Below are 25,279 nucleotides of genomic sequence, written 5' to 3'. Positions count from 1 at the left end.
GATTTCTTTTGAAACTTGGAGTATTTATGGTGTTGTTTGGCGGACGTTCGCTGGAGGAGGCGCTGGATTATGTGGCTTCTCAAGGATTGGATGCTGTAGAAATCGGTACAGGCGGCAACCCTGGGGATAAGCATTGTAAGCCGGATGAGTTGCTGGAAAATGATACAGCGCTCAAAAATTTCAAAAAGGCAGTAGAGTCCCGCGGACTAACGATTAGTGCGCTTAGCTGTCACGGCAATCCTCTCCATCCGCAAAAGCATTTGGCCCAGGCTGATCATGATACGTTTCTTAAAACTGTTCGATTGGCAGAAAAGCTGGAAGTTCCAGTTGTGAACACTTTCTCTGGCTGTCCGGGTGATCACGAGGATGCGAAATATCCAAACTGGCCTGTGGCTCCGTGGCCTAATGATTTTCAAGAAGTGTTGAAGTGGCAATGGGAGAATAAAATTATTCCTTACTGGACCGAGACGGGGAAATTTGCAGCAGATCATCATGTTAAAATTGGGCTGGAGCTACACGGGGGATTCTCCGTTCATACACCAGCGACCTTGCTTCGTTTGCGTGAAGCTGCGGGAGAGGTCATTGGTGCTAATCTGGATCCGAGCCATATGTGGTGGCAGGGAATTGACCCAGTGCAGGCGGTTCAAATTTTGGGCCGAGAGGGAGCCATTCACCATTTTCATGCCAAGGATACGACGATTGATCCGATCAATGTAAATAAATATGGACTTACCGATATGCAGGAATATACGAAAATGCTAGATCGTGCTTGGCAGTTCCGAACTGTGGGCTATGGGCATGATGTAAAAACCTGGGCAGATATTATCAGTGCCCTGCGTCTGGTGGGATACGATTATGTAGTGAGTATTGAGCATGAAGATGGTCTGATGTCCGTGGAGGAAGGCTTTACTAAGGCCGTCCACAATCTTCGCCAGGTACTGATTGAAGAACCGCTGAGCGAGATGTGGTGGGTCTAACCTAATAGGGGGAAATGTTGATGATTAACGTCACCATTTGGAATGAATATTTGAACGAAAAGTTGAATGATGAAGCCAAACAGATATATCCTGACGGGATACACAAAGCGTTGGCTGACGGCCTGGCAGGAGAGGGATTTGCCATTCGAACAGCTACTCTGCGAGATGATGCCGAGCATGGTTTGGGAGAAGATATTCTGAATTCCACAGATGTGCTGCTGTGGTGGGGGCATAAAGCCCACGATCAGGTGAGCGATGAAGTTACGGCGCGTGTTGTCAAGCGAGTGCAGGAAGGAATGGGGTTGATCGTGCTGCACTCAGGCCATTTTTCCAAGCCATTCAAAGCCCTAATGGGCACTAGCTGTGACCTGAAATGGAGGGTGGCAGGTGAACAGGAGATTATTTGGTCGGTGAATCCGTCACATCCCATTGCAGAAGGCATAGATGCCAAAATTTTGTTGAAGCAGGAAGAGATGTATGGCGAGTTCTTTGATATTCCTACGCCGGATGAACTGGTATTTGTTAGTAACTTTGAAGGCGGCGAAGTATTTAGAACCGGATGTACCTTCCGCCGAGGTAGTGGTAAGATATTCTATTTCCGCCCAGGTCATGAGACCTATCCGACTTATTACCAGCCTGATATTTTGAAAGTTATCGCCAACAGCATTCGTTGGACTTCTCCGACAAGTATTAACAAACCAATATATGGTAGAAGTGAACCTGTAAGGCCTCTCGGTGGAGTGTTGGTATAATGACAATCATCACATATGGATGAGCTGTATAATGAACAGATTGATAGGCGGAACCTCTTGGGATTCCGCCTTTTTGTATTTAACGATTTAGACATATACCTGCTGTGTTGGTTTGTTGTATAATCAGTTTTGGTCATGGCAACTTTATCGGCGCAGGTATTTAATTTAAGAAGAAAGTGTTTTCTTTCGGGATAAAGTATGCTAAAATGATATATACTAACAAAAGGAAAGCTTTATCAAACCGAAATGCAAAAGAAGGTGAAAAATTTGGAGAGTCAACCGCAATGTGCAAAAATGTGTCCGCGTTTTGAAACCGCCTTTTCATGTTTGGGCAAGCGTTGGAATGGATTAATTATTCAATCCATGATGAGCGGTCCTAAGCGGTTTAAGGATATTTCCAATCTGATTCCCACAATGAGTGACAAAATGTTATCAGAGCGGATGAAAGATTTGGAAAATGAAGGAATTCTTACACGTCATGTATATCCGGAAACTCCTGTCCGCATTGAATACGAGCTAACAACCAAAGGCCGTGCACTTCAGCCGGTTATGGAACAGATTCAATTTTGGGCTGAGGAATGGATTAGATGAGCACCAAACTAAATAAGCGTTTCTCATAGCAAAACAGCCTTTTCCTAGGAAAAAGGCTGTTTTTTTATTTTGTGTATAGGACTACTTATCCATATCACAGAAATGATGTGCATAGGTAGCACGGCTTAATAGCCTTTGACGCGCCCTGCAACTGAGAATAATGCTGCTGTTGCACGGCGGGGCACACGGGTTTGAATATCCAGCGCGGCCGAACGGAATGTACCCAGACAGGAATGGCAAAGTCTTCCTGCATAAATAGGGGAACGGCAGGACTCACAAGGATAATCGAGCTGACTGTATGTGGAGGGAAACTTGCCTGCTCTTACCCAGTCTGTGAGTAATTCTATAGGTGTGCCGGTTACATCACTGAGCTGGCGGGTATGAGTAGAAGGATGCTTCCATAGATAGTTAGAACAGCGGTCTAAGAATATATTTTCTTCCTGAATACAAGTACTACACAGGTTTCTAAGGTTCTGACGAAAAACGGAACCACATTTTGGGCAATTAGAAGTATGTATCTCCATAGAAACCAGTCCTTTGTATCGAAGTGTAGTGAAATTTTAAAATTTATTAGTTACATATTACTATGACTTTATACCTATATCAATCTTTATTTATGGAATCACTGATCTAAGTGTATGTTGGAGTCTGTGTTGACATAACTCTGTTACTTATGTACTATTACTTACATAAAGTTACTTAATGAATAAAATAAATTATTGATGACAAGGGGATCTTTATATGATGCCATCTTTATTTTTGGCCCACGTCTCACCGATGCTTGCTATTGAACAGACGGACTATACTTCATTTTTAGAGCAACTGGGGAAAAGTATTCGTCCTAAAGCGGTTGTTATCTTTACTGCTCATTGGGAAGCGCAAACGTTGACGATCAGTTCGATGGATGACGTGTACGATACCATTTATGATTTTGGTGGTTTCCCACCGGAACTGTACGCGGTGAAATATCCAGCACATGGCTCTGTCGAACTGGCCAATAAGCTGAAAAAATTATATGAACAAAAGGGTATTGACGTACAAACTGATCGGGTGAGGGGACTGGATCATGGATCCTGGACATTGTTGCATCGTATGTATCCTGAGGCAGACATTCCGGTAGTTCAGATCTCTGTAAATCCATATCTCTCGCCCAAAGCACAATATGTCATTGGTGAAGTGCTACGTGGACTGGGAGAACAGGATATTCTGGTCATTGGCAGTGGCGTGACTGTTCATAATCTGCGTATCGTCAAATGGGGAGAAACGAAAACAGAACCTTGGGCTATAGATTTTGATAATTGGATTATTGAAAAAGTGCAAAGTAGAGATATAGAGGCTTTGGATCACTATAAAAGCAAAGCACCGTATGCTCGTCAGGCTGTACCAAGAGCAGAGCACTTTGTACCGTTGTTTATTGCGATGGGGAGTGGAAATCCTGCAAACAAAGCCAAGGTCATCCATAGAAGCTATGAGATGGGGAATTTAAGTTATCTATGCTTACAGTTTTAAAAAGTGTGTTGCCAGAAGAAGGACTATTGTTAAAATGCTTCGCTACTGCTCCTGTATTAAGTAGGGAAGTGGAAATAAATTAGGGAGTGTTATAAGCTATAATGGCTTATAACACTCCCTTTTACATAAATAACGATTTATTATATCCGGCAAATCTCACGAGGGCACAATTCACAATGACATACGCCTTGCAGCATTTCCAAATCCTTGACAACAATCATGCCGTTATCGTATTCTACTGCATTTTTCTTACGTAGATCACTAAGCATCCGGTTTACGCTTTCCCGAGTCGCACCGATCATATTAGATAAGTCAGTATGAGTAATTTTCTTATGAATCAGGATATGTTCGCCGTGAGGCTCACCATAGGTATTGCATAGACGGATGAGTGTTGAACATAAAGCACCTGGCTTGCCGTACATCATCAAATCGCGGAACTTAGTCTGAGTAATACGGTGATGCGAACCCATCCATTTCATAAAGTCAATCGCAAAATCACAATGCTGGCAAATAAGCAGTTCCAGATCTGTATGATCGATTACGCCAATATCACTGTCTTCCAGAACCTCAGCAGAAAAGGAATGCTTAGTACCGAAAAATGGATCAGCTTGACCAACAAGATCGCCGCTTTGATACATATATAGAATAAGTTCCTTACCTTCATCCGTTGTTTTGGTTACTTTCACGCGTCCACGCTTAATATAAAACAGCTTATCCGCTGTATCTCCTTCCCAGAACAGATGCGAGCTTTCAGGCATAACTCGATCTTTCATCATCACTTGCAACCGGTTGAAGCTGGCCTCCGAGAAGCAACAGGTGTTGCCGCGGGCTTCCATTACATTTGTAGGGTTTCTCATCGTCCATTTCCCCTTTGTATCCTATGTTTTTTATCTGCAACTTGATCAATTCAAATTCATTATATACCTGCGCAATGCGTTTTTGGGGCAAGAAGAGGGGGTAAAAGTGGCAGAATTCCAAACTTTGTGATTTAATTCACTTCATAAAATAAAATTTTAAATAGATTGTGAAAAAAATCACAATATATCTTAGAAAGCTGTGTTACGATCAGTGCGTGAACAAGAGATAGTACACGAGATAACAGGAGGATGAGGGAAATGGCTGTTAAAAACGAGGTTATCCAAAAAGAGCAAAGCGCAGAGCAGTATATTCAAACGCTGATTGACCGGGGGAACCGGGCACAGCAAGCTTTCATGAGTATGAATCAGGAACAGATTGACGAAATCGTACAAGCTATGGCACTCGCAGGGATGGATAAACACATGTACCTAGCGAAGATGGCTGTTGAAGAAACAGGACGCGGTGTGTACGAGGACAAAATCACCAAAAACATGTTTGCAACAGAATATATCTATCATAGTATCAAAAATGAAAAAACCGTCGGTGTCATTGAGGACAATGATTTTGACAGTTTTCAAAAGATAGCAGAGCCAGTCGGCATTATCATGGGGATCACTCCAGTGACAAACCCGACTTCGACTACGATGTTCAAAGCGCTGATTGCCATTAAAACACGTAACCCAATCATTTTCGGTTTCCATCCATCTGCTCAATCGTGTAGTGCGGAAGCAGCCCGCGTCTTGCTCGAAGCAGCTGTTAAACATGGTGCTCCAGCTGATTGTATTCAATGGATTGAAGCACCTTCGATGGATAAGACCAATGTACTGATGAACCACCCTGATGTGGCGCTGATTCTGGCAACTGGTGGATCAGGCATGGTTAAGGCGGCATATAGCTGCGGTAAACCTGCTCTGGGTGTAGGCCCAGGTAACGTGCCTTGCTTTATTGAAAAAACAGCAGACATCAAGCAGGCTGTGAACGATCTCATCCTCTCTAAATCTTTCGACAACGGTATGATTTGTGCTTCCGAGCAAGCGGTTATTATCGAAGAGCCAATCTTCGAACAAGTGAAAAAATTGATGATTGCTAACGGCTGCTATTTTGTAAATAAAGAAGAAGCAGCTAAGCTCACTCAAGGAGCTATGAATGTCGAGAAATGTGCAGTGAACCCAGCTATCGTCGGGCAGTCTGCTGTGAAAATTGCTGAAATGAGTGGTATTACAGTACCAGCAGGAACTAAAATTTTGGTCGCTGAGATTGAAGGGGTAGGAACAAAATTCCCATTGTCTGCGGAAAAATTGAGTCCTGTATTGGCTTGCTATAAAGTAAAAAATGCGGAACAAGGTATTCAACGTGCTGCTGAAGTCGTGGAATTCGGGGGCATGGGCCACTCGTCCGCTATTCATTCGAACGATGAGGACGTTATCGCTCGCTTCGCAAACCGTCTGCAAACAGGACGTATCATTGTAAATGCACCTTCCACACATGGTGCGATTGGCGACATTTACAACACCAACCTTCCTTCGTTGACACTCGGTTGCGGTTCGTATGGTCGTAACTCGACTTCGTCGAACGTATCGGCAGTCAATTTGATTAATGTGAAAAGGGTGGCGAAACGGACGGTGAATATGCAATGGTTCAAAGTACCTTCCAAAATCTATTTTGAGAAAAACTCGACACAGTATCTTGCTAAAATGCCTGATATCACACGTGTAGCCATTATCACAGACCCTATGATGGTACAACTGGGATATGTAGATCGTGTTATTCATTATCTGCATCAACGCCAAACACCAGTAGCTATCGAAGTGTTCTCTGAAGTAGAGCCAGATCCATCGACAGTTACGGTAGAACGTGGTACTGAAATGATGAGACGTTTCCAACCGGATTGCATCGTCGCACTGGGCGGCGGTTCCCCAATGGATGCTGCTAAAGGCATGTGGATGTTCTATGAATATCCAGATACTGATTTCAATAATTTAAAACAAAAATTCATGGATATCCGTAAACGGATTTACAAGTACCCACGTCTGGGCCAAAAAGCACAATTTGTAGCTATCCCTACAACCTCGGGTACAGGTTCCGAAGTTACATCGTTCGCAGTAATTACGGACAAAAACCTGGGCGACACGAAGTACCCACTGGCTGACTATGAGTTGACTCCTGATGTGGCAATTATTGACCCAGTGTTTGTATATTCGCTACCTAAAACAGCTGTAGCGGACACAGGTATGGATGTTCTGACACATGCTATCGAGGCTTACGTGTCCGTAATGGCTAATGACTACACAGATGGTCTGGCAATTAAAGCCATTCAATTGGTATTCCAATACCTAGAACAATCGGCTCTGACTGGTGATAAGCTGGCTCGTGAAAAAATGCATAATGCTTCTACACTTGCTGGTATGGCATTTGCTAATGCATTCTTGGGCATTAACCACAGTCTTGCACATAAATGGGGTGGACAATACCATACAGCGCATGGCCGCACGAATGCCATTTTATTGCCGCACGTCATTCGCTATAATGCGAAAAAACCGACAAAATTTGCTTCGTTCCCTAAATATTCGCACTTTGTTGCGGATGAGCGTTATGCAGAAATCGCGCGCATACTGGGACTGCCTGCACGCACCACCGAAGAAGGGGTTAACAGCTTGATCGAAGCGATCCGTAAAATGAACAAAACACTTGGTATCGAGGAATCGTTCCAACAAATCGGTTTCGATGCAAAGGATTTCGAATCACGTGTAGACTATCTGGCTGACCGCGCATTTGAAGATCAATGTACAACTGCGAATCCGAAGTTGCCACTGGTTACTGAGTTGGCTGATGTCTATCGCAATGCCTTCTACGGACGTTTTGACCAATAATATAATAGGTACGAAGAGGCTTGTGAAAAAGCATTTTCTCGTTCAATACCGATGCAGGCTCTCTATATAGAGGGCCTGTTGGTTTGGGAAGGGAGGTGAACGGCAAGGCTAAGGATATAGGCGTGAAGCTAGGGAAAATAAAGTGACAAAAATCACTCATATTGTGATTTTTGTCACATACTACACTCTATCATTATTCTACAATAAGGGTGTAAGAAAGGTCCCGACACTGAGCGTAAGGCATCGGTGAAAAGGCCGGGCTCAAGAAATAGCTTTATCGTGAAAAAAATCACAAGTCCGGAAGACCAAACAATTTGGAGGGATTTACATGTCGGTGATTGAGAGAGAATTACAAGAGCAACAATCTGGCTGGAGAGGTTTTAAAAAAGGCAAATGGACTAAAGAAGTCAACGTCAACGATTTTATTGAAACTAATATCTTACCTTATGTTGGCAATGAAGAATTTTTGGTTGGTCCTACCGCCAACACAACTGCATTGTGGGATATTGTATCCGATCTTACTAAAAAAGAGCTGGCAAACGGCGGCGTGCTTGATGTAGACGTGAATACGCCATCCACTATTATTTCACATAAACCGGGTTATCTAGACCGGGATAAAGAGCAAATTGTCGGTGTACAAACAGATGCTCCATTCAAACGCTCTTTGCAGCCGTTTGGTGGAATTCGGATGATGATCGACGCTTGTAAAGCCTATGGTTTTGAAGTACCAGAAAGTATCATTGATATCTTCACTCATATTCGTAAAACTCACAACCAAGGTGTATTTGACGCTTATACAGATGAAATGAGAGCAGCCCGTAAAGCTGGTATCATTACTGGTCTGCCAGATGCATACGGTCGTGGTCGTATTATCGGTGACTATCGTCGTGTAGCTTTGTATGGTGTAGCCTTCTTGATCCAAGATAAAAAGCTGCAACTGAAAAGCCTTGAAGTTGATTCCATGGAAGAAGACGTAATTCGTCTTCGTGAGGAAATTTCCGAACAAATTCGTGCTTTGAATGAACTGAAACAAATGGCTGCTGAGCACGGTTTTGATATTTCCAAACCTGCTAACAATGCGAAAGAAGCTTTCCAATGGGTATATTTTGGATATCTTGCAGCAATCAAAGAACAAAATGGTGCAGCAATGTCCTTAGGACGTGTATCTTCCTTCCTTGATATTTACTCTCAACGTGATATGGAAGAGGGTACAATGACAGAAGAACAAGCTCAAGAACTGGTCGATCATTTTGTTATGAAATTGCGTATTGTTAAGTTCTTGCGCACACCTGACTATAATGAACTGTTCAGTGGAGATCCAACTTGGGTTACTGAGTCCATTGGTGGTATGTCCGTAACTGGAGAAACTCGGGTAACTAAAAACAGCTTCCGTTTCCTGCACACCCTCTACAATCTGGGACCTGCACCGGAGCCGAACCTGACTGTACTGTGGTCGGAAAAATTGCCTGAAGGCTTCAAAAAGTATTGTGCGAAAGTTTCTATTGAGACTAGCTCCATTCAGTACGAAAATGACGATCTGATGCGTCCAATTTATGGAGACGATTATGGTATTGCTTGTTGTGTATCGGCAATGAAAATCGGTAAGCAAATGCAATTCTTTGGTGCTCGTGCCAACTTGGCTAAAGCTCTGCTGTATGCAATTAACGGTGGTAAAGATGAAAAATCTGGCGTTCAAGTAGGGCCTGAATTCCCAGCCATTACAGGTGAAGTTCTGGATTATGAAGAAGTGTTGAGCCGCTTCAAACCTATGATGGAATGGTTGGCAAAACTGTACATGAACACTTTGAATGTTATTCACTACATGCATGATAAATATAGCTACGAACGCATTGAAATGGCGTTGCATGATCGTGATATTCTCCGTACCATGGCTTGTGGTATTGCGGGTCTGTCAGTTGCTACCGACTCCTTGAGTGCCATTAAATTTGCAAAAGTTAAACCAATCCGTAACGAAAAAGGGATTGCTGTTGACTTTGAAATTGAAGGCGAATATCCTTGCTATGGTAACAACGATGACCGTGTAGATAACATCGCTGTGGAACTGGTAGAAAGCTTCATGAGCATGATTCGCAAGCATAAAGCTTATCGTAATGCGGTTCCTACTCAATCTGTACTGACTATTACTTCCAACGTGGTGTACGGTAAGAAAACAGGTACAACACCAGATGGACGTAAAGCAGGCGAACCGTTTGCACCAGGGGCAAACCCAATGCACGGCCGTGATAAAAAAGGTGCTTTGGCATCTCTGAGTTCCGTAGCCAAATTGCCTTATGAACACAGTCTGGATGGTATCTCGAACACCTTCTCCATCGTGCCTAAAGCACTGGGTAAAGAAGAAGAAACACGCAAAACAAACCTTGTTTCGATGATGGATGGCTACTTTGGAAGCCACGCACATCATCTGAATGTCAATGTGTTTGCTCGCGAACAACTGTTGGATGCAATGGAGCACCCAGAAAACTATCCACAGCTTACGATTCGTGTTTCCGGCTATGCCGTTAACTTTATCAAGCTGACTCGTGAACAACAATTGGATGTTATTAACCGTACTTTCCACGGTACAATGTAAATAAGTATTACAATGACGCACGCATAGCGGATGCGGGAAGGATGATGCAACATGTTGAAAGGTCACATACACTCATTGGAAACCTTCGGGACCGTCGATGGTCCCGGCATCCGCTTCGTGCTCTTTATGCAAGGATGCTTGTTGAAATGTCAATATTGCCACAACCCGGACACTTGGGCCTTGAATGAAGGTAATCCGATGACGTTGGAGGAGGTATTGGCTGAGATTGAGCCGTATTTAGCCTATTACCGTTCTTCAGGAGGCGGATTGACCGTATCCGGTGGAGAACCGACGTTGCAAGCTCATTTTGTCGCAGAGCTGTTTAAAGAAGTGAAACGTCGGTGGAATTTGCACACGACACTGGACAGTAACGGATTTAATGACGCGGGCCGTATCCATGAACTGCTGGACGTAACAGACTTGGTGCTACTGGATATTAAGCATATTGACAATGACAAGCATATTAAGCTTACAGGCAAGTCTAACGACCGTATGCTAAGTACGGCTCGCTGGTTGTCTGAGCAAGGGCGCAAAATGTGGATTAGACACGTATTTGTACCGGGTATTCATGATGACGAGCAAGATTTATTGAATTTGGGACGGTTTATCGGAACGTTGAACGGAGTCGAGAAATTCGAAATTTTACCTTACCATCAAATGGGTGTTTACAAATGGGAAATGCTTGGTAAGGAGTATCCGTTGGAGGGAGTTCCATCTCCTACAGATGAAGAAGTTCAACGTGCATACCGACTCATTGAAGAGGGTCGTCTGGAGACTGCAGGAAAGAATGCTGTCTGTCGTCCATCATAATGTAAATGGCTCAAAAGCTATTTCCTAGTAATGAAGCCGCCGCCACATCAAGTCAGATGGGCGGCGGTTTTTTGTTGTTGAATTTTTTGCAGTCACAGGAGAAAGTTCCCTTTTTTTCATGATCAGCAAAATTTCCAGAAACTTTTTAACAACTGACGCGTCTAATAGTATGACTTTTTACGGGAATGATAATAATTTGGTGATAGAAGGAGACAGACAATGAATTTCAAGAAATGGACCATGCTCACCGCTTTGGCGGTAGCTCAGGTGGCCGCAGTAGCCCCTGTAGGAGCAGAAGCAGCATCAACAACCGTTCAATCCACCGATTCGGTTAGCGCACAGCAGGCTCAGGCCAATGTTGCTGATTCAGGCGTTCAGAATAGCATCGGAGATCAAGATGGAACTAGCACACAAACTGACACGGTGACACCTAATAACACAGGCGTATCCAATGATCCATTGACTGGCCTGCCTACGGATACAACCAACGGATCGAACGTATCCAATGATGTATACGGTGGAGACGGAACGATCACCAATCCTGGTGGAGCTCCAACATCCATGGGTGCTAATCAATTGATTTTGTACTTAAACAGCGCGAAAATGGAACAAAACGGACAGGTGTACACAGCAACTCAGCCGATGACCGTGAAGGACGGAGTTTCCTATGTAGCTATCCGTTCACTTGTCAGCCGTGTCGGATTGCAGTTTAGTTATGACACTGCCACCAAAGAAACCGTAATCACACAAGGAACAAATGTCATGCGCTTCAAAACAGACAGCAAGGTTTATACGGTTAACGGTGAAGCCAGACAAATGAAGGGACCGGCTTTTCAGCAAAAGAACGTATTTATGGTGCCATTGACCTCGATTACACAGGCCTTAAATATTCCTTATACTGTGAATAATACGACTAAACAAGTTATCATGGATTTGAATCAGAAACCTAAAGCTTCCTTCACGGTTCAACAAAAAGATATCTATGCGGGCGAAACCCAAGTTACGTATTTGACGAAGGAATCTTCTCCTACAGGTCTTCCGATTGTGAACCAACGTTGGGAAGGTAAGCAGGACGTATTTCAGGAGCCGGGTACATATGTAGTTACCTATTCTGTTCTTGACTCTGCTGGGAACTGGAGTGATCCTTACTCAGTTACAATTACAGTAAGACCACCAAATCAGCCGCCAGTGGCTCTGTTTACAACTGATAAAAAGGAGTACAAAATGGGTGAGAAAATCACCATTACCGACCTGAGTACAGATGATGAGAATGCTATCACTAAGCGTGATTGGGAGAATAAGAAACTTGCCTTCTTCCAACCAGGTGATGTAACAATCACACTCACCGTGACTGATAAGCACGGCGTAACAGGTACCAAAAGTGAAACAATTAAAATTACGAATGAATTGCTGTACAACGAAGATGATTTCAATAAAATCTTCACACCATATGGTGATAAATATACAGTAGACGGCAGTCAGGTGCCTACCATGGCTACCATTCCTTTGACTAGTACATCTTCTCCGCGTCTTTTGATCCGTGCTAACAGCCCGGAACGTGTATTTCAGGACGGAATTGTGTATCAGGAAACCGGATCAGGCAGCACGCGCATACTCGTCCATCATGTGAATGAAACGGGTCGAGATGTGAAAATGTACGTGATTGCGACCAACAACAATATTACTCCTGCCAACATGAATGTCGAAAATTCTGGTTTTGCTGGACCATCTGAATTTGCCACAGCTGCGGGTAAAGTCTCAATTCAACGATATTTTCAATCCATGCAGGATGGAAGCAAGCGTTCTAGCACAGTTCTAAATCCTGGCGAAAGCCGCATTATTTTAGAGGATTTGAATGCACAAAAAATCAAGCAAAAACAGGTCATATCTTTGTTATCCGATTTGTATACGGATCAACCTATTCAATACACGGTAATTGTGTTAGATGCAAATGTAGATCCGTTAACTGTGTTGCCTACTCTGGCAAAACTGCCTAAGGACGGTATTCATAACCGTGGAACGTATGCTAATTCGGATATCACGCTCAATTATACCGAAGAGGTTGGTAAAACAGCTCAACGTATCGTTCTTGGTGATAATAAGGTAGATCCGAACCTGATTGGTACGGACGGTCTGGACGGCTCTTCTGCTTCCAATGCCGGTAATTTTGGTGTTGTATATAAAGTTAAATTGGATCGTGTAGCGCCGTATTCACTGATTACGTTCAACCCGCGTGGAGGCGAATATTCCGGCTATGCGATGGTAAACAATCAGGTTGTAGGTATCCCGACGAACGGCGCAGTATGGGCTCCAAATGAGATGAGTGTGCTGTATCGCACAGGGCATATCGAGGAAAGTGTAGAGATGTATTTCACTGCTGCTGCAGGAAGTAACTTGCCGGTTTCCGTAGTAGTTATGCCTTTGCCAGCTATTAAAAATTAATATGAAATAACCGGTGCTGTATACCGGCTTAGATCTTGGGTCTCGTCATTCACCGTTTAAAAGTCGATGTCACTTGCAGAATATAGGCGTTCTCCTGCTGCGAATTTAATCGTAGCGCCGGAGAGCGTCTTTTTCTTATGTATAGATACGAATATCTCTTATAATATTGACTTTAATCGTGGTATAATAAATAGATGCAAGCCTAAGCCTGCATCAGAAAACCTGAAACTACAGACAGGGGAGGGTGAAACGCATGCTGACAAAGGATGAGATTATTGCAACAATGTCCGCTCAGGGGCTGCGTATTACAGACCAGCGCAAGACGTTGGCCACGTTATTTTCCGAGAATGAAGGGTATCTGTCCCCCAAAGACGTTTATGAATATATGGGTAAGAAGTACAGTGGACTTAGCTTTGATACGGTTTATCGTAATCTGCGTGTAATGCAGGAATTGGGTGTGTTGGAACAGGTATCTTTTGAGGATGGAATGAAGTTTAAGGTGAGCTGTAATGAGCATCATCACCATCACCATATGATTTGCTTGAGCTGTCAGAAAACATTACCGATTTCTTTTTGCCCAATGCAAATGACAGATACAACGGATCAATTCCAAATCGTCGAGCACAAGTTTGAAATTTTTGGTTATTGTAAAGATTGTCAACAGAAGAATGGGCATACTGACAGTAATTCGGATGGGGGATTCAGACAGACGAGCAGTCACACTCACAGCCACGGGGGCTACTGAAATGAAAATCACCACACGCAGAGTGGTACAGGCTCCGATTAAGTTTTATCGTTCCTATATTTCACCGTTAAAGCCGGCTACCTGCCGGTTCTATCCAACGTGTTCGGCGTACGCGTTGGAGGCGGTAGAGGTGCATGGTGCACTCAAAGGTTCATGGCTTGCTGCTAAGCGTATAGCCAAGTGCCATCCCTTTCATCCGGGCGGCGTAGATTTGGTTCCTCCTGCAAAAAAGGGAACAGATAGGTCTAGCGAAGATCGTTTGGCTACCCACTCCAAGAAGGGTCTGACTTGACAGCGCTATGCGGATTTGGTTATATTTTGGTTAATATTGTTTTCCTGCGAAGGGATGAGTAGGGTAAACCGCCCAGTACAGAGAGCCGGGGCTAGCTGCAAACCGGTCTGGAGCGAAGCCTGAATATGGTCCTGGAGGAACCTTTTTCGAGCGTATTTGCCACAGTTATTAGTGCTTGGGAGGCAAGCGTAAGGGGGAGGCGTGTTCCAGCGTTAATGGGCGGTCAGATGTGACCGGTGAAGCCTGTAGTCTGCGAGGATACAGGAAAATTGGGTGGTAACGCGTGAGGTGACTCTCGTCCCATAGGGGCGGGGGTCTTTTTTGTGCCCAATTTGTGCCAAATTCATGAATTGGAGTACCATCATGTCAGCAGATCTTATCGAGCTGCCGTGAACAAAACAGGAGGCAACATACATGTCCAATGAGAACACATTTTACATTACGACACCGATCTATTATCCGAGCGACAAGCTACATATAGGTCATGCTTACACGACGGTTGCGGGAGATGCAATGGCCCGTTACAAGCGGCTACGTGGTTATGAAGTGCGCTATTTGACAGGAACGGATGAGCATGGTCAGAAGATTGAGCAGAAAGCGAGTGCAGCAGGCAAAACGCCGCAACGTTTCGTAGATGATATTGTGGCAGGTATTCAAGAACTGTGGCGGAAGCTTGACATTTCCAATGACGATTTTATCCGTACTACGGAGGAACGTCATAAGGCTGTCGTACAGGAAATTTTTGATCGTTTGCTGAAGCAAGGCGATATTTACAAGGGAGAATACGAAGGCTGGTACAGCATCCCTGATGAAACGTACTACACAGAAACTCAACTGGTTGACGTGGTGAAGGACGCCGAAGGCAATGTGGCTGGAGGAAAAAGCCCGGATAGTGGACACCCTGTAGAACTGGTCAAGGAAGAGTGTTACTTTTTCCGTATGAGCAAGTATGCTGATCGGTTGCTGCAATTTTATGAAGAGAACCCACAGTTTATCCAGCCGGAATCACGTAAAAAAGAGATGATCAATAACTTCATCAAGCCGGGTCTGGAGGATTTGGCTGTATCACGTACTACCTTCGATTGGGGCATTAAGGTGAAGGGGGATCCGAAGCATGTCGTGTATGTGTGGATTGACGCACTTTCCAACTACATCACAGCCTTGGGTTATGGCTCTTCCAATACCGAGTTGTATGATAAATTCTGGCCTGCAAATGTGCATATCGTAGGTAAAGAGATTGTAAGGTTCCACACGATATATTGGCCGATCATGCTGATGGCGCTGGATCTTCCGTTGCCTAAAAAAGTATTTGCACATGGTTGGCTGCTCATGAAAGACGGTAAAATGTCGAAATCTAAAGGCAATGTTGTAGACCCGGTGACGTTGATTGACCGTTATGGTCTGGACCAACTTCGTTACTACTTACTGCGCGAGGTGCCTTTTGGGGCAGACGGAACATTTACACCAGAAAGTTTTGTAGATCGAGTTAATTCGGATTTGGCAAATGATCTGGGCAACTTATTGAATCGTACTGTGGCGATGGTAGATAAATATCTTGATGGCAAGGTTCCGGCTTATGAAGCGAATGTAACAGCATTCGACGGAGCTTTGGAAGACATGGCAACATCGACTTATAGCAAAGTAGAAGAAGCCATGGAAAACATGGAGTTTTCCGTGGCATTAACGGCGATTAGCCAATTTATTAGCCGCAGCAACAAGTATATTGACGAGACGCAACCATGGAACTTGGCTAAGGATGAGGGAAAACGTCGCGAATTGTCATCTGTTATGTTGCATTTGGTAGAAAGCTTACGCATCGCTTCCATCTTACTCCAGCCATTCTTAACCCGTGCTCCTCATAAAATTTGGGAACAGCTCGGTATTAGCCAAGGTGAGCTGACTACATGGGATAGCGGCAAGCAGTTTGGTCTTATTCCGGAAGGAACGCAGCTGGTCAAAGGTAATCCGATCTTCCCGCGTCTGGAATCAGAGCAAGAGGTTGCTTTTATCGTGGAAGCAATGACCGGGGGGAAGAAACCGGAAGAAGCTACAGCACAAGTTCAACAGCAAAATGCATCTGAGGCGAGCCAGGAAGCCCCGGAGGCAAAGGAAGAGATTGGCATTGAGGATTTTGCCAAGGTAGAACTGCGCGTTGCTCAGGTCGTCGCCTGCGAGCCTGTGAAGAAGGCCGATAAACTGTTGAAGCTCCAACTTGATCTTGGTTATGAGCAGCGGCAAGTTGTATCAGGGATTGCGAAGTTTTATACGCCTGAAGATATCATTGGACGCAAGGTGATCTGTGTGACCAATCTGAAGCCAGTAAAACTTCGGGGAGAGCTGTCGCAAGGTATGATTTTGGCAGCATCACATGGAGATCAGCTTACGCTGGCCACCGTACCGGAAGGTATGCCGAATGGTGCAGTTGTAAAGTAGTACGCTATATAAAAATAAAAGAACGTAACGAGCGTATGTCCGGGAATCATTCTTCCTGGGCATGCGCTTTTTGGCTTGCATCATATTTTGCTCCCGCTACACGTATGTTTTAGTAGGCAGGGCTTGTTTGTTCGTGTTCACTTAAGACAGGTGGGAGGGTATATGATGACAAATATCAACGCCGGGTTGGCGATCGTAGCCGGACTGGTTTCTTTTTTTTCACCGTGTTGTTTACCGCTGTATCCATCTTATTTATCGTATATGACAGGGATGTCTGCGCGTGAACTGGCTGAAGGAAGGCACAAGGCCGAGGTTCGTTATCGTACGATGGGACATACACTTGCTTTTGTATTGGGCTTTTCGGTCGTTTTCTATTCACTGGGTGCAAGTGTCGGGTTGCTTGGAGAATGGTTTGCCAATTATGGGGATACGCTAAGAGTGGTAGCAGGGTTACTTATTTTACTAATGGGACTGGTATCTCTTGGTGTGGTGCGTCCTTTGATTCTAATGAGGGAGCATAAGCTTCGCTGGACATGGAAACCTGCCGGGTACGCCGGTTCCTTTGTGATCGGAATTGGGTTTGCGGCAGGCTGGTCGCCCTGTATCGGTCCCATGCTAACAGCTATTATCGCTTTGGCGGCAGTAGAGCATCACATTTGGTTCAAGCTGATTACAGGCTATGCGCTTGGCTTTGCAATTCCATTTTTTGTATTAGCTTTGCTGGCAGGCTCTGTTCGACTATCCTCTCGCTATACCTCCATCCTAATCAAAACAGGTGGCATACTACTTGTTATCACTGGCATTTTACTGGTAACGGATCATATGACTGATGTAACGCTATTTTTACAACGGATTACCCCAGATTGGATGCTAGTTATGTGAAATATTCAATACGACTTAAAGGGAAATGTTCAAAAATGCGCTCTGTGATAAACTCTCGTAGTGCATTTTGCTGTTCATCGGGATAAACATATTTGTTTTGTCCCCAGCGGCCCCATTTTTTCTTGCGTTTCTCTATGTCCATCTCCAGCTTGGTTTTCGGATAACGTTTCTCGATGACAGCTTTGGATGTTTTGGTGAAGCGATGCTGAATTAATTCGAACGTCAAATCTTTTGTAGCATGCTGAGGCAAGGTTTCTCCCAATTTACGCAGCAACTCGCCGTAGCCTTCTTCCCAGCCGTCATACCAGATGATGGGTGCAATGATGAACCCCAATGGATAACCGGCTCGTGCGATTTTGCCCGCGGCTTCAATACGTTCCTCGAAGCGTGAAGTTGCAGGTTCAAACTGTTTAATAACATAATCGGAATTAATGCTAAAGCGGATGCGAGTATGACCATTATGTTTAATATCCAGCAATGGATCAACATGATGATATTTAGTAACAAAACGCAGACGACCAAATTCCTCATCTGCCATGAAACGAATCAAGTCTCCAAGCGTTCCGGTGATATGCTCCAAACCAACCGGATCGGAGGTACAAGCTGCTTCAAAACGGGTAATTTCAGGCGCACGCTCCTCGATATAAGCTTTAGCTGCTGATAAGATATCGTCAGTGTTGACATATACACGAATATACGGTTTTGCTCCCAAGGTTGTTTGTAAATAACAGTAGTGACAGTGCCCCATGCAGCCAGTCGAAATGGGGATAGCGTATTCGGCAGAGGGCTTGGATTGGTCAAAAGTCAACGTTTTACGGATACCGACTACCAAAGTTTTTTTTGCCATTCGGTACTTTTCAACTTCAGTTTCACCTGGTAAATTGGTAATTCGGTTGTGAGAGGTAGTCATCCGATACGGAATATCCTTGGCTTTAACCCAATCCATAATACGCTGGCCCTTGGGATAATTCAGTGCGTCTGGCTCAAAAAACACCAGGTCAGGCAAAAATGGCTTGGTTCCTCTGGTTTGGACAGGAGTACGCTCAAGCGTAGACATGGCTAACGCTCCTTTCGAAATAAATCCACAGTGCTCTGGTGTCCAACTTTAACATTTTGCCGCAGAAATAAACGATACAGGACGACGATATTAGTGTGCCCGGCTTAAATTGAACAAATCGTGGCAATAGCTGTGAGTGAAGGGATGAGACTTGCCAATGGGCAATGATAACATGTATCATTACATAGTAGGTTTAACGCAGGAAATGAAGGCGGTAAGCGCCCGTTCAATAACAGAAAAGAGGGAAACAAGTGCCAACGCCAAGCATGGAAGATTATTTGGAACGCATTTACCAACTGATTGATGAGAAGGGCTATGCTCGTGTCTCGGATATCGCAGAGGGGTTAGAGGTGCATCCTTCGTCTGTCACCAAAATGATTCAGAAGTTGGATAAGGACGATTATCTTGTATATGAGAAGTATCGGGGACTTATTTTGACACCGAAAGGGAAAAAGGTCGGCAAACGGTTGGTTGATCGCCATCAGTTATTAGAGCAATTTCTGGATATGATTGGGGTTGACAAGGACCTGATATATAAAGATGTGGAAGGTATTGAGCATCATCTGAGCTGGGATTCCATCACCCGTATCGAAACATTGGTCGAATATTTTCGCCGGGATGAAGATCGCTTGCGCCAGCTTCATGACATACACAAGGAATTGAGTGGAGATTCCTAAAAGCATCTGTCCTTACGGACGATGCTTTTTTATTTGTCCCGACCGCAACAAATATCCGGTTATTAGCGTCTATCCATTATATAGCAGGACAAGATAGGGGTTAAAATTAACAGGGTTAGCGGAGGATTGTAATAATATGAATCGAAAGAAAATAGTGGCGTTGGCTGCAGGTCTACTCTTAGCAGTGCAGACTGCCATCGTTCCTGGAGTTCAAGCAGCTCCAACTGGTGATATTGAAATTATATTGGACGGACAGTCCCTGCAAAGTGACGCGTCACCGTATATTGTACAGGGAGCCAATGTTACGATGGTTCCTTTGCGAGTGATTAGTGAGGGATTGGGCGCTCAGGTCAACTGGTCGGAATCGTCCGGTACGGTAACGATTACAGCACAGAACAAAAATATATCTATGGAGAACGGTGCACAAAGCGCTACAGTGAATGGCAAGTCAGTTCGACTGGATGCATCTGCCCGTATGACAAGCGGGAGAGTCATGGTGCCACTGCGTTTTGTTGGGGAAGAGTTGGGATTAAAAGTAGATTGGCAAGCTTCAGAGCGAGTCATTACGTTAAGCAGTGGTAAGGAAGGTGTCTCTACTGGCGGGGACACTTCTGCGGGAAGCAGCGGCTCCATATCAGATACGTCTGCATCTAGCAATCAGGACAGTGTAAGTACAGATCAGGGAGCTGTCGATGATGAGCAGGCGGTTGTCACTTCACCGTCAACGTCTACTAGTGAGGAGGGTTCAAGTTCTTCGCAGGCAAATGTTGTTCAGGTAAAGGCTTCAACTTCCATGCGTGGAGCATGGATTTCTACCATTAATGGAGATTGGCCTTCTTCCGCTGCCCGAAGCAGCTCCGAGAAGCAAAAGCAGGAGTTTACTAAAATGCTCGATGATTTGCAGGGGATGGGTATCAATGCGGTATTTGTTCAGGTTCGTGCCAGCGGTGATGCGCTCTATCCGTCGAGTCTCGTACCATGGAGCAAGTATTTGACCAACACCCAAGGTAAAAATCCAGGCTATGATCCCTTGAAATTTATGATTAGCGAATCGCATAAGCGAGGGATGGAATTTCATGCTTGGTTTAATCCATTCCGTGCGAATTCTACAGGAACAACCAGCGGTTTGGCTGCAAACCATGTGGCTAATCAACACCCGGACTGGATTGTTAAGAATGGTAGCCAATTATACATCAATCCAGGAATTCCGGCTGCACGTCAGCATGTCATTGCGGCGATTATGGAGGTCGTGAACGGATATGATATTGACGGCGTCCATTTGGACGATTATTTTTATCCTTACAGCGGGACTTTTGATGATGATGCGACCTTCAAAGCATATAATGCCAACAAAATCTCTAACAAGGGCGACTGGCGGAGAGATAATGTGAACAGTTTTGTCCGCGATTTGGGTAAAAGTATTCATGGCAGCAAGTCTAAAGTTCAATTTGGAATTAGTCCTTTTGGGGTATGGCGTAACAAATCTCAGGATTTAACGGGTTCAGACACGAAGGCAGGCGTTACAGCGTATGATACGACGTTTGCGGATGTAAGAACCTGGATTAATAAAGAATGGATTGATTATGTAGCTCCACAAATTTACTGGAGTATCGGTTTCCCGGCGGCGGGATATGACAAGCTTGTCGCATGGTGGTCCAATGAGGTCAAAAACACAGATGTTAAGCTGTATATCGGTCATTCTCCGTATAAGATCGGCACCCCTGAAAAGGGCTGGCAAACGGCTCAAGAGCTAATTAAGCAGCTTGAACTGAACGAAGATTATAAACAGGTCAGAGGCGATATTTACTTTAGTGCACAGCATTTGCGTAAAAATCCATATGGACTCATTCAGCTTCTTCAAAATTATTATCAAATGTGATATAAATTGGATCATATAGGTTCTATTTAGACCTCCGTTCTCATAGATAAGCAGTAGAACTGCTTACTCCCAAGAGAACGGAGGTTTTTTGATCTATGCTGATCAATGCTGTGTTCCAGGGTGGAGGGGTTAAGGGAATTTCGCTGGCGGGTGCAGTTAAGGCTGCGGAGGAGCATGGAATTGTATTCAATCGTTTGGCAGGTACATCATCAGGTTCTATTGTAGCTGCTTTATTGGCGGCGGGATACTCTGCGGATGAAATGAAAGCCGTAATTGAGAAAACCCCCTTGGTCAAGTTGTTACGACGTTCTCCAGTGTTCAATATTAAGTGGGTTGGACCAGCAGCTCGTATCTTTCTTAAAAAAGGGCTCTACTCAGGGGAGGCACTGGAGCACTGGGTACGTGAGCTGTTACGAGCTAAGGGAGTGCGTACGTTCGCGGATTTACCTCCTGGCAAATTGCGCATTATTGCATCAGATATTACGAATGGACGCATTCTGGTGCTTCCTGAGGATATCAAACGTTTTGGTATCAATCCCTCTTCACTGGAGGTAGCTAAAGCCATTCGGATGAGCACAAGTATCCCTTATTTTTTTGATCCTGTTATGTTAAGGCTTGATTCTGCACTTGCCAAGGGAAAGACTTTTTCTCAGCAATTTGTATTTGTAGTTGATGGGGCTTTACTAAGCAATTTGCCTTTGTGGCTTTTTGATGAGCCTGTAAATGAACGTGAGGCCAAAACGATTCCAACGGTAGGGTTTCAAATGGTGGGCAAAACGGGTACGGAGACCAAAGTTTCTTATATACGGGGTCCATTGACCATGCTGCAGGCTATTTTTGATACCATGCTATCAGCACACGATGAGCGATATATTGAGCAGGAGAATCGGTATCGGACGATTAAGATTCCAACATTGGGTATCCGTACTGCACAATTTAATATTTCTACAGAGCAAAGTGATTTGTTGTATGCTTCCGGTGTGCAGGCAGGGGATGCTTTTTTCCACAAATGGAGCATTACTTCTTACCAGCAGCAGTATAGCAAGTATCAATTGATGAAGGATACCATGTACGCTATGAAATAAACACTAACTAGCAGTTAAAGTTAATTTAAAAGGGTGTAAAAAAGGAGCCTCTTCCCGGTCATATTTGAATACGCGGGTGATGGCTCCTTTGTGCTACATTTTAAAGGATGTGATTATCATTAATGATATTTAGGTTGTTCTTCTTCATTTTTTCCCTTGGAACCCTCAATCACATGAAAAGGATACGCTTTGCGCTTGCCTGTAGTTTGCTGCTTACGTGCGTTGGCTGTTTTGGCCATGGTGCGCACAGAGGGTTTGATTTTGGGAGTACGGCTACGTTGTCCTGGCAGGTATTTGTATAGCAGAAATATAACTGCAAAAACAAGGACGGGAATTAGTAAACTTATGAGAAAGCCCCAGCTTCCTCTCCATAGCATATCCACAATCCCATATGCACTCAAAGCAAGGGTAAGCCAGAAAATAACGGCATGTCTGTTCATTATTCACTCATCCTTTCACAGGATCAAGGACCGGACTGTTGAAGGTCTCCTTTACAGGTACATTTTCCAACTCAGCATCCAATTCAAGCATACGCTTAAATGAGGCAATAGATACCTCCACTTGATCATCAGTCGGTTCTTTGGTGGTAAGGAGTTGCAGCCACAGACCGGGGTAACCTAAATAACGAAGTACCGGAATTTCACGAAGAGCATTGGTCAGCTTGAGAAATTCAAAAGAAAGCCCCAGTACGATCGGAAGCAGTAGAAGCCGTTGCCCCATACGTTCCCATAGATTATCGTAGGTAAATAAGGAATAGACAAGCACCCCGATGATCACAGTCAGCATAATAAAGCTACTACCACACCGGTAATGTAGACGACTGTATTTTTGCACATTGGCCGGAGTTAGTTCTTCCCCAGCTTCGAATGCAGTAATTACTTTATGCTCTGCACCGTGATATTGAAACAATCGTTTAATTAACGGAGTTTGGGAAATACCCCACAAATAAGCCAATAACAGAATCAGCTTAATAGCTCCTTCTGCGAGGTTATGCAAAATTTGGCTGTGAAACAAGCTACCGAACAGGAAATTCTCTACAATAACCGGAACGAGAGTCAATACAATTTTGCCAAACAGGAATGACAAAATACCGACCGCCGCCACACCGATCATCATACTCAGACTCCAGCGAGATTCTTCTTTTTTCTTTTGCTCAGCGCGCTCTTCCGGATCTACTTCATCATCAGCATACGCATCGGCTGAATAGTTTAAATGCTTGGTACCTTTGGCGCTGGAGTCGATGATGCTTACAATCCCCCGCAATAAAGGAATTCTGCGGAATTTGGATACCCAGGATTGCTCCTTGCGTGGTACTTCCAAATATGTGATTTCGCCAGTTTTGCGGCGAACTGCCGTGACATTGACACGCTTGCCGCCGAACATGACACCTTCAATGACTGCCTGACCGCCGTAGCTCACAGGCTTGGATGCTTGTGACAACCGTCTCACCTCTCTTAATACATGCTTTTTTGTATATTGTATCGAATTTGGAAGGGAATATCTAGTTAGATGAAACTGGTGTAACCACAGGCTTATAAAAAAAGCATTTATGGAGCGTCAGACTGCTCACATAAATGCTAATCATTATAAAACCGAATGAATATTTGGAAACAACCTATTGCGTAATCGCCCCGACAACCTGATCAACCAGCCCTTTTGAAGAGAGAGGACCGCCAAATGTCCATGTCGTACCGCTCAGTGAATAGGTACGTTTTTCTTTAACGAAATTTAGACCGTTCCAGACCGAATTATTTTTCATAGGTGCGCCGAAAACATTATCGTCCGGCTGCACAATATAGATAAAGTTGCTGTCCTGAACGGCAGACAGAGCTTCAATGCCTACAGTTGAAAAGCCATACTGTTCAACTTTGCTCGGTTTCCAATCATTAATCATACCGATCTTCGCCAGTGTTGCCGCGACGACTGAATTATCCGAAAACATACGGAGGCTGGCCGCATTTTGCGAAGTGAAAGCCTGTGTCAGTATATAATGATAATCCGACTTGCCAGCAGCGGTGAGCTTTTCTTTGGCTTCAGCATAATGCTGATCCAGTTCGGCAAGCACCTGCTTAGCTTTGTCTTCTTTTCCAAGAGCGACTGCGATGCTATTAAAAATTTCTACCATTTTATCATGATCGTAGCCGTTACCATCGTTCAGATTATATTCGATCGTCGGAGCGATGGCCTTGAGTTGATCATAGATAGCTTCATTCCCATCAACATTGGAAATGATCAGATCCGGCTTCAATGCAGCAATCGCCTCCAGATTCGGCTCGTTACGAGTACCGACATCGATCACGCTGCTGTCCAGAGCCGCCTCCGGTGTCACATACACCTTGTAGTTGGCATTGTCAGCATTACCAACCGGCTGAACGCCCAATGCAATCAAATCCTCTGTAAATGTCCATTCCAGTACTACGACACGCTGTGCGGGCTTGTTGAGCGTGATCGCACCACGATTATGCTTTACCGTCACAGGACCGGTCGCTGTGTCAGTCGGTTTGCTACCCGACGTGGGTGCCTGATCTTTATCCGATGCTTTGTCGTCTGCTCCGCAACCTGCCAGAGTGAGCGTAAAAACCATTAATAATAAAATGCCAATGAGTCCCTTTTTCATAGAAGCATTCTCCCGTATATATGTTTTTAGAAAATGATAATGATTATCATTTTCATCGTTATATTATGATAGAGGATTTAAATTTTGTCAATGCAAAAAATGGGTCCGAACGCTTAACTGGTAAGCTGCTATTATTCTGCATTCCGGTTCATTGTTAAACGATCCTCCTTTTGAGCATACTACCTAGCAAAATGGGAATGCAGAATCCGATGG

General features: G+C 44.3%; 20 protein-coding genes. 15 read left to right on the top strand and 5 right to left on the bottom strand.

The genetic code is table 11. The features are described from left to right. Positions 1 to 8: 8 nt before the first annotated feature. From ACWGXJ_RS15425 to ACWGXJ_RS15410, 4 genes are all read left to right on the top strand, one after another. Positions 9 to 977 (top strand): sugar phosphate isomerase/epimerase family protein, encoded by a 969-nt coding sequence (locus ACWGXJ_RS15425; RefSeq protein WP_061829051.1) that lies wholly within the window; start codon positions 9 to 11, stop codon positions 975 to 977. A gap of 20 nt (positions 978 to 997) precedes the next feature. Next, complete coding sequence (locus ACWGXJ_RS15420) at positions 998 to 1,729, top strand: ThuA domain-containing protein (protein WP_254349970.1); 732 nt, start codon at positions 998 to 1,000, stop codon at positions 1,727 to 1,729. A 246-nt stretch (positions 1,730 to 1,975) separates the two neighbouring features. Beyond that, complete coding sequence (locus ACWGXJ_RS15415) at positions 1,976 to 2,320, top strand: winged helix-turn-helix transcriptional regulator (RefSeq protein ID WP_071641521.1); 345 nt, start codon at positions 1,976 to 1,978, stop codon at positions 2,318 to 2,320. Positions 2,321 to 3,061: 741 nt separating this feature from the next. Then, on the top strand, positions 3,062 to 3,829 hold the full coding sequence (locus ACWGXJ_RS15410) for a dioxygenase family protein (protein ID WP_452567099.1): 768 nt from the start codon (positions 3,062 to 3,064) through the stop codon (positions 3,827 to 3,829). A 140-nt stretch (positions 3,830 to 3,969) separates the two neighbouring features. Here ACWGXJ_RS15410 and ACWGXJ_RS15405 read toward each other — a convergent pair whose 3' ends face one another. Then, positions 3,970 to 4,686: a Crp/Fnr family transcriptional regulator gene (locus tag ACWGXJ_RS15405; protein ID WP_013310849.1), complete on the bottom strand. Its 717-nt coding sequence runs from the start codon at positions 4,684 to 4,686 to the stop codon at positions 3,970 to 3,972. Positions 4,687 to 4,944: 258 nt separating this feature from the next. Between ACWGXJ_RS15405 and adhE the strand changes: the two genes are divergently transcribed. The 8 genes from adhE (at position 4,945) to ACWGXJ_RS15365 (ending at position 17,751) form a co-directional block, all read left to right on the top strand. Beyond that, positions 4,945 to 7,557 (top strand): bifunctional acetaldehyde-CoA/alcohol dehydrogenase, encoded by a 2,613-nt coding sequence (gene adhE, locus ACWGXJ_RS15400; protein ID WP_452567098.1) that lies wholly within the window; start codon positions 4,945 to 4,947, stop codon positions 7,555 to 7,557. 328 nt (positions 7,558 to 7,885) lie between these two features. Beyond that, positions 7,886 to 10,147, top strand: a complete 2,262-nt coding sequence (gene pflB, locus ACWGXJ_RS15395) for a formate C-acetyltransferase (RefSeq protein WP_061829055.1) — start codon at positions 7,886 to 7,888, stop codon at positions 10,145 to 10,147. A 51-nt stretch (positions 10,148 to 10,198) separates the two neighbouring features. Beyond that, positions 10,199 to 10,957, top strand: a complete 759-nt coding sequence (pflA, locus tag ACWGXJ_RS15390) for a pyruvate formate-lyase-activating protein (protein ID WP_013310845.1) — start codon at positions 10,199 to 10,201, stop codon at positions 10,955 to 10,957. A 219-nt stretch (positions 10,958 to 11,176) separates the two neighbouring features. Then, a complete protein-coding gene (locus ACWGXJ_RS15385) occupies positions 11,177 to 13,399 on the top strand; it encodes a copper amine oxidase N-terminal domain-containing protein (protein ID WP_452567097.1) in 2,223 nt (740 codons plus the stop codon). A gap of 253 nt (positions 13,400 to 13,652) precedes the next feature. Continuing rightward, entirely contained in the window at positions 13,653 to 14,144 is a 492-nt protein-coding gene (locus tag ACWGXJ_RS15380; protein ID WP_013310843.1) for a Fur family transcriptional regulator, read from the top strand. A gap of 1 nt (position 14,145) precedes the next feature. Further along, on the top strand, positions 14,146 to 14,436 hold the full coding sequence (gene yidD / locus ACWGXJ_RS15375; RefSeq protein WP_061829057.1) for a membrane protein insertion efficiency factor YidD: 291 nt from the start codon (positions 14,146 to 14,148) through the stop codon (positions 14,434 to 14,436). Between the two features lie 414 nt (positions 14,437 to 14,850). Continuing rightward, entirely contained in the window at positions 14,851 to 16,869 is a 2,019-nt protein-coding gene (metG, locus tag ACWGXJ_RS15370) for a methionine--tRNA ligase (protein ID WP_452567096.1), read from the top strand. A 165-nt stretch (positions 16,870 to 17,034) separates the two neighbouring features. After that, the gene (locus ACWGXJ_RS15365; RefSeq protein WP_250262059.1) at positions 17,035 to 17,751 is read left to right on the top strand and encodes a cytochrome c biogenesis CcdA family protein; all 717 of its coding nucleotides are present in this window, start codon (positions 17,035 to 17,037) and stop codon (positions 17,749 to 17,751) included. Here ACWGXJ_RS15365 and splB read toward each other — a convergent pair. Continuing rightward, positions 17,744 to 18,808 (bottom strand): spore photoproduct lyase, encoded by a 1,065-nt coding sequence (gene splB / locus ACWGXJ_RS15360; protein ID WP_023989268.1) that lies wholly within the window; start codon positions 18,806 to 18,808, stop codon positions 17,744 to 17,746. The genes ACWGXJ_RS15365 and splB overlap by 8 nt on opposite strands. 251 nt (positions 18,809 to 19,059) lie before the next feature. Between splB and mntR the strand changes: the two genes are divergently transcribed. The 3 genes from mntR (at position 19,060) to ACWGXJ_RS15345 (ending at position 22,449) form a co-directional block, all read left to right on the top strand. After that, positions 19,060 to 19,485 carry a transcriptional regulator MntR gene (gene mntR / locus ACWGXJ_RS15355; protein WP_007430946.1) on the top strand — a complete coding sequence of 142 codons (426 nt, stop codon included), beginning with the start codon at positions 19,060 to 19,062 and terminating at the stop codon, positions 19,483 to 19,485. Positions 19,486 to 19,621: 136 nt separating this feature from the next. Further along, positions 19,622 to 21,364, top strand: coding sequence for a family 10 glycosylhydrolase (locus ACWGXJ_RS15350; protein WP_452567095.1), 1,743 nt, complete (start codon positions 19,622 to 19,624; stop codon positions 21,362 to 21,364). A 95-nt stretch (positions 21,365 to 21,459) separates the two neighbouring features. Further along, entirely contained in the window at positions 21,460 to 22,449 is a 990-nt protein-coding gene (locus ACWGXJ_RS15345; protein WP_039270925.1) for a patatin-like phospholipase family protein, read from the top strand. 119 nt (positions 22,450 to 22,568) lie between these two features. Here ACWGXJ_RS15345 and ACWGXJ_RS15340 read toward each other — a convergent pair whose 3' ends face one another. The 3 genes from ACWGXJ_RS15340 to ACWGXJ_RS15330 form a co-directional block, all read right to left on the bottom strand. Then, positions 22,569 to 22,889 carry a hypothetical protein gene (locus ACWGXJ_RS15340; protein ID WP_452567094.1) on the bottom strand — a complete coding sequence of 107 codons (321 nt, stop codon included), beginning with the start codon at positions 22,887 to 22,889 and terminating at the stop codon, positions 22,569 to 22,571. A 7-nt stretch (positions 22,890 to 22,896) separates the two neighbouring features. Continuing rightward, positions 22,897 to 23,889, bottom strand: a complete 993-nt coding sequence (locus ACWGXJ_RS15335) for a DUF1385 domain-containing protein (RefSeq protein WP_071641501.1) — start codon at positions 23,887 to 23,889, stop codon at positions 22,897 to 22,899. Positions 23,890 to 24,064: 175 nt separating this feature from the next. Then, positions 24,065 to 25,066, bottom strand: coding sequence for an ABC transporter substrate-binding protein (locus tag ACWGXJ_RS15330; protein ID WP_452567093.1), 1,002 nt, complete (start codon positions 25,064 to 25,066; stop codon positions 24,065 to 24,067). Positions 25,067 to 25,279 lie beyond the last annotated feature (213 nt).

This window comes from Paenibacillus sp. S33 (genome assembly GCF_053615415.1).
This window is presented reverse-complemented; position numbering and strand designations above follow the sequence as displayed.

What these genes read in the sequence shown, in the direction of transcription:
- ACWGXJ_RS15350 (WP_452567095.1), top strand. Translation starts at nt 19,622, where the DNA reads ATGAATCGAAAGAAAATAGTGGCGTTGGCTGCAGGTCTACTCTTAGCA.
- pflB (WP_061829055.1), top strand. Translation starts at nt 7,886, where the DNA reads ATGTCGGTGATTGAGAGAGAATTACAAGAGCAACAATCTGGCTGGAGA.
- adhE (WP_452567098.1), top strand. Translation starts at nt 4,945, where the DNA reads ATGGCTGTTAAAAACGAGGTTATCCAAAAAGAGCAAAGCGCAGAGCAG.
- ACWGXJ_RS15380 (WP_013310843.1), top strand. Translation starts at nt 13,653, where the DNA reads ATGCTGACAAAGGATGAGATTATTGCAACAATGTCCGCTCAGGGGCTG.
- ACWGXJ_RS15415 (WP_071641521.1), top strand. Translation starts at nt 1,976, where the DNA reads ATGCAAAAGAAGGTGAAAAATTTGGAGAGTCAACCGCAATGTGCAAAA.
- ACWGXJ_RS15340 (WP_452567094.1), bottom strand. Translation starts at nt 22,889, where the DNA reads ATGAACAGACATGCCGTTATTTTCTGGCTTACCCTTGCTTTGAGTGCA.
- yidD (WP_061829057.1), top strand. Translation starts at nt 14,146, where the DNA reads ATGAAAATCACCACACGCAGAGTGGTACAGGCTCCGATTAAGTTTTAT.
- pflA (WP_013310845.1), top strand. Translation starts at nt 10,199, where the DNA reads ATGTTGAAAGGTCACATACACTCATTGGAAACCTTCGGGACCGTCGAT.
- ACWGXJ_RS15365 (WP_250262059.1), top strand. Translation starts at nt 17,035, where the DNA reads ATGACAAATATCAACGCCGGGTTGGCGATCGTAGCCGGACTGGTTTCT.
- metG (WP_452567096.1), top strand. Translation starts at nt 14,851, where the DNA reads ATGTCCAATGAGAACACATTTTACATTACGACACCGATCTATTATCCG.
- ACWGXJ_RS15385 (WP_452567097.1), top strand. Translation starts at nt 11,177, where the DNA reads ATGAATTTCAAGAAATGGACCATGCTCACCGCTTTGGCGGTAGCTCAG.
- splB (WP_023989268.1), bottom strand. Translation starts at nt 18,808, where the DNA reads ATGTCTACGCTTGAGCGTACTCCTGTCCAAACCAGAGGAACCAAGCCA.
- ACWGXJ_RS15410 (WP_452567099.1), top strand. Translation starts at nt 3,062, where the DNA reads ATGATGCCATCTTTATTTTTGGCCCACGTCTCACCGATGCTTGCTATT.
- ACWGXJ_RS15345 (WP_039270925.1), top strand. Translation starts at nt 21,460, where the DNA reads ATGCTGATCAATGCTGTGTTCCAGGGTGGAGGGGTTAAGGGAATTTCG.
- ACWGXJ_RS15405 (WP_013310849.1), bottom strand. Translation starts at nt 4,686, where the DNA reads ATGAGAAACCCTACAAATGTAATGGAAGCCCGCGGCAACACCTGTTGC.
- ACWGXJ_RS15330 (WP_452567093.1), bottom strand. Translation starts at nt 25,066, where the DNA reads ATGAAAAAGGGACTCATTGGCATTTTATTATTAATGGTTTTTACGCTC.
- ACWGXJ_RS15420 (WP_254349970.1), top strand. Translation starts at nt 998, where the DNA reads ATGATTAACGTCACCATTTGGAATGAATATTTGAACGAAAAGTTGAAT.